Source organism: Plantactinospora sp. BC1 (assembly GCF_003030345.1).
Taxonomy (GTDB): Bacteria; Actinomycetota; Actinomycetes; order Mycobacteriales; family Micromonosporaceae; genus Plantactinospora.
In genome coordinates this window covers 1,776,834-1,790,344 of record NZ_CP028158.1, presented here as the reverse complement: position 1 = coordinate 1,790,344, position 13,511 = coordinate 1,776,834, and the positions used below count along the sequence as shown (strand labels likewise).

12 protein-coding genes are annotated in these 13,511 nt (G+C 75.1%); 11 read left to right on the top strand and 1 reads right to left on the bottom strand.

Annotation, left to right across the window (positions count from 1 at the left end; translation table 11 throughout):
* Positions 1-80 precede the first annotated feature (80 nt).
* Positions 81-971, top strand: coding sequence for a glycoside hydrolase family 19 protein (locus tag C6361_RS07585; RefSeq protein WP_107267255.1), 891 nt, complete (start codon positions 81-83; stop codon positions 969-971).
* Between the two features lie 99 nt (positions 972-1,070).
* Here the strand turns inward: C6361_RS07585 and C6361_RS07580 are convergent, their stop codons facing one another.
* Entirely contained in the window at positions 1,071-1,946 is an 876-nt protein-coding gene (locus C6361_RS07580) for a universal stress protein (RefSeq protein ID WP_107267254.1), read from the bottom strand.
* Between the two features lie 283 nt (positions 1,947-2,229).
* Here C6361_RS07580 and C6361_RS07575 point away from each other — a divergent pair, with 283 nt between their 5' ends.
* The 10 genes from C6361_RS07575 (at position 2,230) to C6361_RS07530 (ending at position 13,370) form a co-directional block, all read left to right on the top strand.
* Positions 2,230-2,703, top strand: a complete 474-nt coding sequence (locus tag C6361_RS07575; protein ID WP_107256673.1) for a Crp/Fnr family transcriptional regulator — start codon at positions 2,230-2,232, stop codon at positions 2,701-2,703.
* 121 nt (positions 2,704-2,824) lie between these two features.
* On the top strand, positions 2,825-4,486 hold the full coding sequence (locus tag C6361_RS07570; protein ID WP_107256671.1) for a carbamoyltransferase C-terminal domain-containing protein: 1,662 nt from the start codon (positions 2,825-2,827) through the stop codon (positions 4,484-4,486).
* Entirely contained in the window at positions 4,483-5,508 is a 1,026-nt protein-coding gene (locus C6361_RS07565; RefSeq protein WP_107267253.1) for a glycosyltransferase family 2 protein, read from the top strand. The genes C6361_RS07570 and C6361_RS07565 overlap by 4 nt, the downstream gene beginning before the upstream one ends.
* Positions 5,505-7,196: an HAD-IIIA family hydrolase gene (locus C6361_RS07560; RefSeq protein WP_107267252.1), complete on the top strand. Its 1,692-nt coding sequence runs from the start codon at positions 5,505-5,507 to the stop codon at positions 7,194-7,196. Before C6361_RS07565 ends, C6361_RS07560 begins: the two co-directional genes overlap by 4 nt.
* The gene (locus tag C6361_RS07555; RefSeq protein ID WP_107267251.1) at positions 7,193-8,164 is read left to right on the top strand and encodes a glycosyltransferase; all 972 of its coding nucleotides are present in this window, start codon (positions 7,193-7,195) and stop codon (positions 8,162-8,164) included. The genes C6361_RS07560 and C6361_RS07555 overlap by 4 nt, the downstream gene beginning before the upstream one ends.
* On the top strand, positions 8,149-9,366 hold the full coding sequence (locus tag C6361_RS07550; protein ID WP_107267250.1) for a glycosyltransferase: 1,218 nt from the start codon (positions 8,149-8,151) through the stop codon (positions 9,364-9,366). Before C6361_RS07555 ends, C6361_RS07550 begins: the two co-directional genes overlap by 16 nt.
* Positions 9,366-10,073, top strand: a complete 708-nt coding sequence (locus C6361_RS07545; protein ID WP_369931368.1) for an SIS domain-containing protein — start codon at positions 9,366-9,368, stop codon at positions 10,071-10,073. The genes C6361_RS07550 and C6361_RS07545 overlap by 1 nt, the downstream gene beginning before the upstream one ends.
* Positions 10,070-11,644, top strand: coding sequence for a PfkB family carbohydrate kinase (locus C6361_RS07540; RefSeq protein WP_234359389.1), 1,575 nt, complete (start codon positions 10,070-10,072; stop codon positions 11,642-11,644). The genes C6361_RS07545 and C6361_RS07540 overlap by 4 nt, the downstream gene beginning before the upstream one ends.
* Positions 11,641-12,333: an SDR family oxidoreductase gene (locus C6361_RS07535; protein WP_107256661.1), complete on the top strand. Its 693-nt coding sequence runs from the start codon at positions 11,641-11,643 to the stop codon at positions 12,331-12,333. Before C6361_RS07540 ends, C6361_RS07535 begins: the two co-directional genes overlap by 4 nt.
* Positions 12,330-13,370: a glycosyltransferase family 9 protein gene (locus C6361_RS07530; RefSeq protein WP_107267249.1), complete on the top strand. Its 1,041-nt coding sequence runs from the start codon at positions 12,330-12,332 to the stop codon at positions 13,368-13,370. Before C6361_RS07535 ends, C6361_RS07530 begins: the two co-directional genes overlap by 4 nt.
* Positions 13,371-13,511: the final 141 nt, after the last annotated feature.

The following is a 13,511-nucleotide window of genomic DNA, read 5'->3' as shown; positions in this document are numbered from 1 at the left end:
GTTTGTGAACAGAACGTGTTACGGTCACCTCCATCGATGTGCGGCGTCCACCGCCCGCACGTACCCAGGAAGGAGTGACCATGTCGAGACTGCGCGCTCTGGTCGCGTTCGCGGCGCTGGTCGTCGCCGCCGGACTCGTGGCGGTCGTCCCGTCGACCCCGGCATCGGCGGCGGCCTGCGCGGCACCGTGGCAGTCCTCGGCCGTCTACTGGGGAGGCGACCAGGTCTCCCACGGCGGTCGCAACTACCAGGCGAACTGGTGGACCCAGAACGAGAGGCCGCCGGGCACCACCGGCGTCTGGCGGGACCTCGGCACCTGCGGCGGCGGCACCACGCCGCCGCCACCGGGCGGCAGCTTCGCGGTGAGCGAGGCGCAGTTCAACCAGATGTTCCCGGGCCGCAACTCCTTCTACACGTACACCGGGCTGGTCGCCGCGCTCAGCGCGTACCCGGCGTTCACCCGGACCGGCAACACCACCGTCCAGCGTCAGGAGGCGGCCGCCTTCCTGGCGAACGTGCACCACGAGACCGGCGGACTCGTGCACATCGTCGAGCAGAACACCGCGAACTACCCGCACTACTGTGACGCCGGCCAGCCCTACGGCTGCCCCGCCGGGCAGGCCGCCTACTACGGGCGCGGGCCGATCCAGCTGAGCTGGAGCTTCAACTACAACGCCGCCGGGAACGCCCTCGGGCTACCGCTGCTGACCAACCCCTGGCTGGTGCAGAACGACGCGGCCGTGGCCTGGAAGACCGCCATCTGGTACTGGATGACCCAGAACGGTCCGGGCCGGATGACCGCGCACAACGCCATGGTCACCGGCGCCGGGTTCGGCGAGACCATCCGCAGCATCAACGGCTCGATCGAGTGCAACGGCGGCAACCCCGCGCAGGTGCAGAGCCGGATCAACAGGTACCAGCAGTTCGTCGGCATTCTCGGCGTGCCGGCCGGAGCCAACCTGTCCTGCTGAGCCACCCGGGCCTTGTCACCCGGCCGGCCGGCGGGTGACAAGGCCCCGGCGCCCCGGCACCGCGTGCCGGAACACCCCCGCCAACTCCCGATCGCGTGGTCAGTCGGTGGTCGTCGGGAGTTCCCGGATCACCGCGACCGGGCAGTGCGCGTGATGCAGCAGTTGCTGGCTGATCGAGCCGAGCAGCAGCCCGCCGAAGCCGCCCCGGCCCCGGGAGCCCACGACCACCAGTCGGGCGTCCCGGCTCGCGTCGACCATGACCCGACCGGCCGGGCCGGGGACCACGTCGACGGTCACCTGGACCTGCGGGTACCTGCTCCGTCCGTCGGCGAGTACCTCGTCGAGTTCGGCCCGCTCGGCGCCGGCCTGCTCGTCCGGGCCGGACCCGGACGGCTGCTCGCCGGAGGCGACCGGCTGGTACGCCCGGACCACCCGCAGCTCGGCGCCGTGGGCCGCTGCCTGCGCGAAGGCGTACTCGAGGGCGAGCTGTGCGCACTCCGAGCCGTCCACGCCGACCACGACCGGCCCGTCCGGCCGCTCCCGCTCGCCCCGCACCACGACGACCGGGCAGTGCGCGTGCGCCGTCACGGCCACGCTGGTCGAGCCGAGGAGGAGACCGGTGAAGCCGCCGTGACCACGGCTGCCGAGCACCAGCAGACCTGCCTGTCGGGAACGCTCCCGCAGCAGCAGCGCGGCCGGACCGTCCGCGACGGTGCGGGTGACCAGCACCTGCGGGTGGGTCTGGAAGGCGTCGAGGATCGCGGCGTCGAGCATCTTCTGCGCGTCGTCCCGGACACCCTGGTCCGGCCAAGTCGTCGCCAGTGGGGCGACCGTGCTGGCGACGGCCGGCCACTCGAACGCGAAGAGCAGCGACACCTGTGCGCCGGTACGGGCCGCCTCGTCGAGGGCCCAGCCGAGGGCGGCCCTGGCGCCGTCGGACCCGTCGTAGCCGACGGTGATGGGGCGTACGTTCATGACTTCCTCCAACCGGACTTCCCGGAAAATTTCCGCCTACCGGGCTCCTATCACAAACCGTAACAGTGCGTGACGTCTGCGGCGTAGGGCCGATGGTCGGTTCGGTAGGGGACCCTGTACCCGCCCCGGCGGGCCCGTATGGCCCGATGCGGAAGAGCGGGGCCGGTTGGCAGTGACATTCGGGTCCTTCGGCCCTGTCCGATCCCGGCCGGTCGGCGTGTCATGGAGGGAGGAAACCGCGCGGCGGACGGAACGGCGTACCCGAGCGGCGATTGGGGAAGTCATGACGAGCACCCGCGACCTGCTGGTCGAGCAGTCGTTCCTCGACGGCCTGGCCCCGGCCTGGCTCGACCGGCTCACCGCCTACGCCCACCCGGTGTACCGCAACCGCGGCTACCGGCTGTTCGCGGCGGGGCGCTCCGCGACGCGCTTCTGGCTGCTGCGCTCCGGACAGGTGGCACTGGACCTGCCCACGCCGGGCCGGGGCGACGTCGTCATCGAGACTCTCGGCCCCGGCGACGTGCTGGGCTGGTCCTGGCTCTTCGCGCCGCAGCGCTGGCAGTTCGGGGCGGTGGCGGTGGAGCCGGTCCGGGCCGTCGAGTTCGACGCGTCCGGGGTACGGCACCTGATGGCGGACGACACGACGTTCGGGTACGAACTCAACCGCCGGTTCATGGCCGTGATGCTGGACCGGCTCCAGGCCACCCGCACCCGCCTACTCGACCTCTACGGCTACCCGGAGCACCGCGCCTCGTAGTCCAGGCCGGTGGCGGTGCCCGGCAGCCGGAGCGGTCAAGGGACTATTTGGACACCCCTCACTTATGGGAAGTTGCTGATCTTCCGTGTGAGGGCGCCCCGGGCCGGGTAGGAGCGCCGGCATGCGCGTACTCGGGATCAACGCGATCTTCCATGACCCGGCGGCCGCACTGGTCGTGGATGGCCGGGTGGTGGCCGCAGCCGAGGAGGAGCGGTTCAGCCGGCGTAAGCACGGAAAGCGTCCGGTCGCCTTCTCCGCCTGGGAACTGCCCGAACTCTCCGCCGCCTGGTGCCTGCGGCAGGCCGGCATCGACGCCGCCAGCCTCGACGCGGTCGCCTACTCCTTCGACCCCGGCCTGTGCCGGGACGCGGCCGAACTCGGCCTGACCGACCCGTGGGACTGGCTGCGGATCGAGTACGCCAAGCGGGCGCCGCAGTTCCTCGCCGAGGTGCTGCCCGGCCTCGACCCGGAGATCGTACGGTTCGTACCGCACCACGTCGCGCACGCGGCCTCGGCCGGGCTGGCCGTACCCCCGGACCCGACCGGCACGACCGGCTCGGCGGTACTCGTGCTCGACGGCCGGGGCGAGACCGCGAGCCACCTCGGCGGGGTCTACCGGGAGGGACGGCTGCGGCAGCTCGCCGCCCAGCAGTTGCCGCACTCGCTGGGCCTGCTCTACGAGGACCTCACCCGGCACCTCGGCTTCCTGCACTCCAGCGACGAGTACAAGGTGATGGCCCTCGCCTCCTACGGCGAGCCCCGGCACCTCGGGCTGCTGCGCGAACTGGTCCGGGTGACCGACGACGGCGGCTTCACCGTCGACCGGATCGACTGGGCCTCGCTGGCCAAGCCGCGCCCGCCGGACGCGGAGATGACCGGCGAGCACGCCGACCTCGCCGCCAGCGTGCAGGCCCGGCTGGAAGAGGTGATCCTCGACCTCGCCCGCTGGCTGCACGAGGCGGCCGACGGCCCGACCACGCTGACCATGGCCGGCGGGGTCGCCCTGAACTGCGTGGCCAACGCCCGGATCGCCGCCGAGGGCCCCTACCAGCGGGTGTGGGTGCAGCCGGCGGCCGGTGACGCCGGCACCGCACTCGGCGCGGCGCTGCACCTGGACAGCGTGCTCGGCGACACCACCGCGCCGATGCCCGGGGTCGACCTCGGCCGGGGCTGGACCGACGAGGAACTGGAGGCCGAACTGCGCCGCGCGGCGCTGCCGTACCGGCGACCGGACTCGATCGCCGCCGAGGCGGCCCGGGTACTCGCCGACAACGGCATCGTCGCCTGGTTCCAGGGACGCAGCGAGTACGGGCCACGGGCGCTGGGTCACCGGTCGCTGCTGGCCCACCCCGGCGACCCCGAGACGACCCGCCGGATGAACGACGTCAAGGGGCGGGAGCAGTTCCGCCCGATCGCTCCGATGGTCCGGGCCGAACGGGCCGCCGAGATCTTCGACGGCGTACTGCCCAGCCCGTACATGCTCTTCGTGCACCGGGTCGCGCCACAGTGGCGGGACCGGATCCCGGCAGTGGTGCACGTCGACGGCACCGCCCGGGTGCAGACGGTCGACCCGGGGACCGAACCGCTGGTGGCCGAGATGCTGGCCGAGTTCGACCGCCTCACCGGGCTGCCGGTGGTGGTCAACACCTCGCTCAACACCGCCGGCCGGCCGATGGTGGACACCCCGCGCGAGGCGATGGAACTCTTCGGCTCCGCACCGGTGGACCTGCTCGCCATCGGCCCGTACGCCGTGCACCGCGGCGACCTCGGAGCGGGGCGGTGATCAGCGTCGTCGTACCGACCCTCGGCCGGGACAGCCTCGCCGACCTGCTCGGCATCCTCGCCGGGCAGGTGACCGAGGGCGGTGAACTGGAAATCCTCCTGGTCGACGACCGGCCCACCGGCGGCACCGAGCTGGCCGTACCGGGGGCGCTCGCGCCGTACACCAAGGTCCTGCGCGGACGTGGCGCCGGCCCGGCGGCGGCCCGCAACCTCGGCTGGCGGGCGGCCCGGCATCCCTGGGTGGCGTTCCTGGACGACGACGTGCTGCCGGCGCCGGACTGGCTGGCGCGGCTGCGGACGGACCTCGCCGTGCCGGACCGGGTCGGCGGGGTGCAGGGCGGGATACGCGTGCCGCTGCCGGCCGGTCGCCGGCCGACCGACTGGGAACGGGTCACCGCGGGCCTCGCCGACGGTGAGTGGATCACCGCGGACATGGCCTACCGGCGGGTCGCGCTCGCCGCCGTCGGCGGCTTCGACGAACGGTTCCCCCGGGCCTACCGGGAGGACGCGGAGCTGGCCCACCGGGTACGCCTGGCTGGCTGGCGACTGCTCCGGGGCACCCGCGGCGTCCGCCATCCGGTACGCCCGGAGAGCCGCTGGATCAGCCTGCGCACCCAGCGGGGCAACTCCGACGACGCCCTGCTGCGCCGGCTCTACGGCCCGAGCTGGCGCACCGAACTCGGCATACCGGCCGGACGACGCCACCGGCACGCGGCCCTGACCGGCGCGGCGGTGCTGGCCGTCGCCGCCCTGGGCGGTGCCGTGGCCGCCCGGGGCTCCCGGATGCACCGCCCGCTCACCGCCGTCGCCGCCCTGGCCGGCACCGCCTGGCTGGCCGGTACCGCCCGGTTCGCAACCGCGCGGATCGCGCCCGGGCCGGGTACCCCGGCAGAGGTCGGCACGATGCTGGTGACCAGCGCCGTCATCCCGCCGCTCGCCGTCACCCACTGGCTGCGGGGCTGGTGGCGGCACCGCGCCGAGTTGCCACGCCCGATCGGGCGGTACCCCGGTGACCGGCGATGACCGGGCCGGCACGGCCGCCCGGACCGCTCTTCGACGCCGTACTGCTCGACCGCGACGGCACCCTGATCGAGGACGTGCCCTACAACGGCGACCCGGAAAAGGTACGCCCGATGCCCGGCGCCGGGGCGGCGCTGGCCCGGCTGCGCGCCGCCGGACTGCGACTCGGGGTGGTCACCAACCAGTCCGGGCTGGCCCGTGGCCTCTTCACCGCCGCCGAGCTGGCCGCCGTCAACGCCCGGGTGGAGGAACTGCTCGGCCCCTTCGACACCTGGCAGATCTGCCCGCACGGTGACGGCGACGGCTGCCGGTGCCGCAAGCCCGCACCCGGACTCGTCGAGGCCGCCGCCCGGGCGCTCGGCACCGACCCGCGCCGCTGCGCGGTGATCGGCGACATCGGCCGGGACATGACCGCCGCCCTCGCGGCCGGCGCCACCGGAATCCTGGTACCGACCCCGGTGACCCGGCCGGAGGAGGTCGCCGCCGCCCCGGCGGTCGCCGCCGACCTGGCCGACGCGGTCGACCAACTGCTCCGCCGGCAGGCACTGCTGCCCACCGGATCGACCACCGGCCGGACGTCGACGGCGCCGCGCCGGGCCGGCGGGCGAGCGGGCACGGTGCTGGTGGCGCGGAGCGACTCGGCCGGGGACGTCCTGGTCACCGGGCCGGCGATCCGGGCGGTCGCCGCCGGTGCGGATCGCGTCGTCATGCTCTGCGGCCCCCGGGGCCGGGGCGCCGCCCGGCTGCTGCCCGGCGTCGACGAGCTGATCGAGTGGCCGCTGCCCTGGATCGACCCGGCACCGGCCCCGATGCGGCCGGACGACATGCGGGAACTGACCGCCCGGCTCGCCGCCGTGCAGGCGGACCAGGCGCTGATCTTCACCTCCTTCCACCAGTCCGCCCTGCCGCTCGCCCTGCTGCTGCGGATGGCCGGGGTACCGCTGGTCGGTGCGATCAGCGACGACTATCCGGGCAGCCTGCTGGACCTGCGGCACCGGGTGCCGACCGGGGTGCCGGAGCCGGAGCGGGCGCTGTCGCTGGCCGCCGCCGCCGGTTTCGCGCTGCCGGCCGGCGACGAGCCAACGCTGCGGCTGCGGGCCGACGCGCTGACCGGACGACCGCCCGCCGACCTGCCGGCCGGCTACGTCGTCGTGCACCCCGGCGCGTCGGTACCGGCCCGAGCCTGCCCGCCGCAGCGCTGCGCCGACATCGTCGCCGCGCTCACCCGGGCCGGTCACCGGGTACTGGTCACCGGCGGCCCGGGGGAGCGGGACCTGACCGCACGGGTGGCGGCAAGCGGCGGCGTCGACCTCGGCGGCCGTACCTCGCTCGGCGAGCTGGCCGCGCTGCTGACCCGGGCCGCCTGCCTGGTCGTCGGCAACACCGGGCCGGCGCACCTGGCCGCCGCGGTCGGCACCCCGGTGGTCAGTCTCTTCGCGCCCACCGTCCCGTTCGGACAGTGGGCGCCCTACCGGGTACCGGTGGTGCGGCTCGGCGATGCCGGCGCCGGGTGCCGGGACAGCCGCGCCAGCGTCTGCCCGCTGCCCGGCCATCCCTGCCTGGACCGACTCGACCCGGCCGCCGTGCTCGCCGCCGTCGACCTGCTCGCATCCCGACCGCCACCACCACGAGCACCGGCCGGCTCCGGCTTCGGGGTCGGCCACCCGACAGCAGGAGGAGGCGCAGGGTGAACATCCTGCTGTGGCACGTGCACGGCTCGTGGACCACCGCGTTCGTCCACGGCAAGCACCACTACCTGGTACCGGTCACGCCGGACCGGGGGCCGTACGGCCTCGGCCGGGCCCGGACCTACGACTGGCCGGCGACGGTACGCGAACTGCCCCCGGAGCGGCTCGCCGCCGAACCGGTCGACCTGGTGATCCTGCAACGGCCGGAGGAACTGGAGCTGGCCGAACGCTGGCTGGGCCGGCGCCCCGGCCGGGACCTACCGGCGATCTACGTCGAGCACAACACCCCGAAGGGCGACGTACCGAACACCCGGCACCCGATGGCCGACCGCGACGACCTGCTCGTCGCGCACGTCACCCACTTCAACGACCTGTTCTGGGACACCGGCGCCACCCGCACCGCCGTGATCGAACACGGCATCGTCCCACCCCCGGTCCGGTACGACGGCAGCCTCGACCGGCTGGCGGTGGTGACCAACGAACCGGTCCGCCGCTGGCGGGTCACCGGAACCGACCTGTTCGGACACTTCGCCACGGTCGCCCCGCTGGACGTCTTCGGCATGGGCGTCGACGCGCTCCCCGACGCCGTCGGCCTGCCCGCCGACCGCCTCGGCACCTACGACCTGCCCCAGGCGCGGCTGCACGAGCAGCTCGCCCGACGCCGGGCCTACCTGCACCTGTGCCGCTGGACGTCGCTCGGGCTCAGCCTCCTGGAGGCGATGACGATCGGGATGCCGGTCGTCGTACTCGCCAGCACCGAGGCGGTCGCCGCCGTACCGCCCGAGGCGGGCGTCCTCTCCACCAACCTCGACACCCTGCGGGAGGCCGCCGCCTGGCTGATCGACGATCCGGCCGCCGCGCGGGCCATGGGTGAACGGGCCCGGCACGCCGCCACCACCCGCTACGGCCTCGACCGGTTCCTCGCGGACTGGGACCGACTGCTTCAGGAGGAACGATGCGCATCGCGATGATCTCCGAACACGCCAGTCCGCTCGCCGAACTCGGCGGCCCGGACGCCGGCGGCCAGAACACCCACGTCGCCGAACTCGCCGCCGCGCTGGCCGACCAGGGCCACGACGTGCACGTCTACACCCGACGCGACCAGCCGCACCAGGGCCCGGTGGTGCCGATGCGGGACGGGGTCAGCGTGCTGCACGTGCCGGCCGGCCCGCCGGAGCCGGTGCCAAAGGACGAGCTGCTGCCGTACATGGCCGACTTCGGGCGCTGGCTCGCCCGACACTGGCAGGACGGGCTGTGGCGGCCCGACGTCGCACACGCGCACTTCTGGATGAGTGGCCTCGCCACCCTCGTCGCCGGCCGGCAGAGCGGGGTGCCGGTGGTGCAGACCTACCATGCCCTCGGCACCGTGAAGCGCCGCCACCAGGGCGCCGCCGACACCAGCCCGCCACAGCGGATCAGATACGAGCGGATGCTCGGCCGAGGGGTCGACCGGGTCGTCGCGCAGTGCCGCGACGAGGTGGCCGAACTGACCCGGATGGGCGTACCCCGCTCCGCCATCAGCGTCGTACCCTCCGGGGTCAACCCGGACGTCTTCACCCCGGACGGTTCCGCCGTCAGCCGGGAACCGGGCCGGCCCCGGCTGCTGGGCGTCGGCCGGCTGGTCGAACGGAAGGGTTTCCTCGACGTCGTCCGGGCGCTGCGGATGGTGCCCGAGGCCGAGTACGTGCTGATCGGCGGCCCCCCGGCGGCCCGGCTCGGCGAGGACGGGTTCGCCAACCGGCTGCGTGCGCTGGCCGAGTCGGAGGGGGTCGCCGACCGGGTACGCCTGGTCGGGGCGGTACCCCGCGCGGAGATGCCCCGGTGGTACCGGTCGGCCGACATCCTCGTCGCCACCCCCTGGTACGAACCCTTCGGGCTGACCCCGCTGGAGGCGATGGCCTGCGGGGTACCGGTGCTCGGTACCGCCGTCGGCGGTCTCACCGACACGGTCGTGCCCGGCCTCACCGGCGACCTCGTACCGCCCCGTGACCCGGAGACGTTGGGCGCGGTGCTGCGCCATCTGCTGGCCGATTCGGACCGGCGCCACCGCTACGGTCTCGCCGCCGTGGACCGGATCCGTACCGGCTACTCGTGGACCCGGACGGCGGCGCGGCTCGGCGCCGTCTACACCGCCGTCTGCGGTACGCCCCAGACCAGCGGGGCGGTGGCCTGATGTCCGAACAGCTTCTTCTCGACGCGCACCTGAGCCAGCTGTCCCGCGCCCTGCCCGGCTACCGTGACGCGGCCCGGCGGCTGAGCCGGTGGGGCGGCCAGCTCGCCCGGATCCTCTCCGACGGCGGGCGGCTGCTCGCCGCCGGCAACGGTGGAAGCGCCGCCGAGGCCCAGCACCTCACCGCCGAGCTGGTCGGCAAGCTCCGCGACGACCGTGCCCCGTTCTCCGCGATCGCGCTGACCGCCGAGACCTCCTCGCTGACCGCGATCGGCAACGACTACGGCTTCGCCGAGGTCTTCGCCCGGCAGGTACGGGCACACGGCCGGCCCGGCGACGTCCTGTTGCTGATGTCGACCAGCGGCCGCAGCGAGAACCTGCTCGCGGCGGCCGACGCCGGCCGGCGGGCCGGACTGACCTGCTGGGCGTTCACCGGCCCGGCGCCCAACCCGCTCGCCGACGCCTGTGCCGAGGTGCTGGCGGTGCCGTCGCCCGAACCGCAGGTGGTGCAGGAGCTGCACCTGGTCTCCACCCACCTGCTCTGCTCCTACGTCGACCAGGCCCTGTCCCGGCCGCGCCACCCCGGCAACGGCCGGCCGGTCGCCGCCCGGGACGGTACGGCGCCGCCGCCCATGGCGCAGAACGGGTGGGATCCCTCCGGCGCGCGGCGGCTGCTCACCGTGCTCTCCACCGAGGAGGCGTGCTCGTGAGCGGCCCACTGGTGGTGGTCGGCGACACGCTGCTGGACCGGGACGTCGACGGTCGGGTCGACCGGCTCTGCCCGGACGCCCCGGTGCCGGTCCTGGCGGAGGAGTCGGCCACCGACCGGCCGGGTGGGGCCGGGCTCGCCGCCCTGCTCGCCGCCGCCGACGGGCACGACGTCGCGCTGGTCACCGCGCTCGCCGACGACCCGGCCGGGGCCCGGCTGACCGCGCTGCTCACCGCCGCCGGCGTACGGCTCTATCCGCTGCCGCTGCCCGGCGCGACTCCGGAGAAGATCCGGCTGCGGACCGGCGGCCGGACGCTGCTCCGGCTGGACCGGGGCGGTGACGCGCAACCTCCGGGCGAACCACCGGACGCCGCGCTGGAGATCCTGGCCGGTGCGGGCGCGATCCTGGTCAGTGACTACGGGCGGGGCGTGGCCGGACTGTCGGCGATCCGCCAGGCACTCGCCGGCAGCACCGCACCCGTGGTGTGGGACCCGCATCCGCGCGGACCGGCGGCGGTGCCCGGCAGCCGTCTGGTGACCCCGAACGAGGGAGAGCTGTTCCGGCTCACCGGCGACGCCGGCTCCGGGCCGCGACTGTCCGGGGTGGCCCGCGCGGCCCGTTTGCTGCGGGACCGGTGGCGGGCCGCCGCGGTCGCGGTCACGATGGGCGGCGACGGCAGCCTGCTCTGCCACAACGGCGGGGCCCCGCTGGTCGTACCCGCGCCGGTGGCCGCCACCGGCGACACCTGCGGTGCCGGTGACCGGTTCGCCGTCGCCGCAGCGGCGGCCCTGGCCGACGGGGCGCTCCTGTCGGAGGCGGTGGAGGAGGCGGTCCGGGTCGCCTCGACCTATGTCGCGGCCGGCGGCGCCGCCACGCTCCCTGGACCGACCGGTGCCGCCACGCTCCCTGGACCGGCCGGCCCAGGCGGATCACACGCCGCCGCCGGAGCGGGCGGATCGCACGCCGCCGCCGGATCGCACGCCGCAGCCCGTCCGGGCGGGGCGCGCGACGTCGCAGGCGCGGTAGCGGACGGCGGGCATCCGGTCGGCGCGCCCGGGGTCGACGGTGACGGGCGCGAGGCGGCCTCCGCCGTGCTGGCCCGGACCCGCGCGAACGGCGGGACGGTGGTCGCCACCGGCGGCTGTTTCGACCTCCTGCACGCCGGTCACCTGGCCACCCTGCGGGCCGCCCGGCGGCTCGGCGACTGCCTCGTCGTCTGCCTCAACTCCGACCGCAGCGTCGCCGAGCTGAAGGGTCCGGGGCGACCGCTCACCCCGCAGGCCGACCGGGCCGGCCTGCTGGCCGCCCTGGACTGCGTCGACGCCGTCGTGATCTTCGACGAGCCGACGCCGCAGGCGGTGCTCTCCTGGCTCCGCCCGGACATCTGGGTCAAGGGCGGCGACTACGCCCGGGGCGCCGACCCCGACCAGCCGGACCTGCCCGAGGCCGAGCAGGTCCGGCGCTGGGGCGGCGAGACGGTACTCGTGCCGTACCTCGACGGCCGCTCCACCTCCGGCACCATCGCCGCCGCCCGGGCCGGCGATCGTCAACTCGCGGAAGGACGACGATGAACAACCTGACCGACAAGGCGATCCTGGTCACCGGCGGCGCCAGCGGACTCGGCGCCGCCGTCGTGACCGCGGTGCAGAAGGCCGGCGGACGGCCGTACGTGCTGGATCGGCAGGCACCGGCCGACGGCGTGCCGTGGATCGAGTGCGACCTCGCCGACACCCGGGCCGCCGAGCGGGCCACCCGGCAGCTCGCCGAGCAGGCCGGCGGCCTCGACGGCGTGGTCACCGCCGCCGGTGTCGACACGCCCGGACGGCTGGCCGACGTCCCCGCCGAGGTCTGGGAACGGGTCGTCACGGTCGACCTCTTCGCCACCGCCGCGGTCGTCCGCGCCGCCCTGCCGGCGCTGGAACGCTCGCACGGCACGGTCGTCACCGTCGCCTCCACCCTCGGGGTCAAGGCGGTCAGCGACGCCACCGCCTACTGCGCGGCGAAGTTCGGGGTCGTCGGCTTCACCCGGGCTCTCGCCGCCGAACTGGCCGGCACGGTCGGCGTCACCCTGCTCGTCCCGGGCGGCATGCGTACCGCGTTCTTCGACGGCCGGGACGAGCAGTACCGGCCCGGCGCCGACGCGGTACTCAACGACCCCGGGCACGTCGCCGACGCGGTACTCTTCGCGCTCTCCCAGCCGCCGGGGTGCGCCGTACGGGAGCTGGTGGTCTGCGCCGAGCGGGAGAGTTCGTACCCGTGATCCTCGTGCTGCGCGCCCTCGGCATCGGCGACCTCGCCACCGCCGTGCCGGCGCTCCGCGCCCTCCGTGCCGCCTTCGCCAGAGAGCGGCTGGTGCTGGCCGCACCGCGCTGGCTCGGGCCCCTGGTCGAGCTGGTCGGCGGCATCGACGAGCAGGTCGACGTCGACGGGCTGGGCCCGTACCGGTGGCCGCCGATGGCTCCGGAACGGGCGGTGAACCTGCACGGTCGGGGGCCGCAGTCGCACCGGTTGCTGCGGGCCGCCCAGCCCCGGCAGCTGATGGCCTTCGCCTGCGCCGAGGCCGGCCACCACGTCGGCCCGGTGTGGCGGCCCGACGAGCACGAGGTCGCCCGCTGGTGTCGGCTGCTCGACTGGTACGGCATCGCCACCGACCCGTCCGACCTGGCGCTGCACCGGCCGACGCCGGGTGAACTGCCCGTCGGGGCCAGCATCGTGCACCCCGGTGCGAAGGCCGTCGAGCGGCGCTGGCCGCCCGACCGGTTCGCCGCCGTGGCTCGGGAACTGGCCCGCCGGGGACACCGGGTGCTGGTGACCGGTGCACCGGGCGAGCGCGACCTCGCCGAGGAGGTCGCCGCCCGGGCCGGGCTGCCCGGGTCGGCCGTGCTGGCCGGGCGCACCGACGTCGGCGAGCTGGCCGCGCTGGTCGCGCACGGCCGGCTGGTGGTTGCCGGTGATACCGGCATCGGCCACCTCGCCACCGCATACGGCACCGCGTCGGTACTGCTCTTCGGGCCCGTGTCACCGGCGCTGTGGGGACCGCCTGCCGACCGCCTCTGCCATCGCGCCCTCTGGGCCGGGCCGGCGATCGGGTGGCGGCTCCCGACGCCCGACATCCCTGCCGCCCGGCAGCCGGGACGCGAGCCGTCGGGACAGCCGGAACCTGCGCACCGGCGGAAGGGACCGGCGCCGACCGGGTCCGGGCCACACCCGGCGTTGGCGTCACTTCGAGTGGCGGATGTCCTGGCGGCGGTCGAGGAGGTCGAGCGGACGGGGCCAGGGGCGGTCGCCGGGCGCTGACCGGACCGCGGCCTGCCGGCGTCCGGCGCGGTCCGGCGGGGTGGCTGCCACCGGTGGTCGCGGTCCGGCGGGGTGGCTGGTGTCGACGACGGTCGATGTGACCGGACGGCGTGCGCTCCGGCCTGGTTTCGCCAGTTCGCC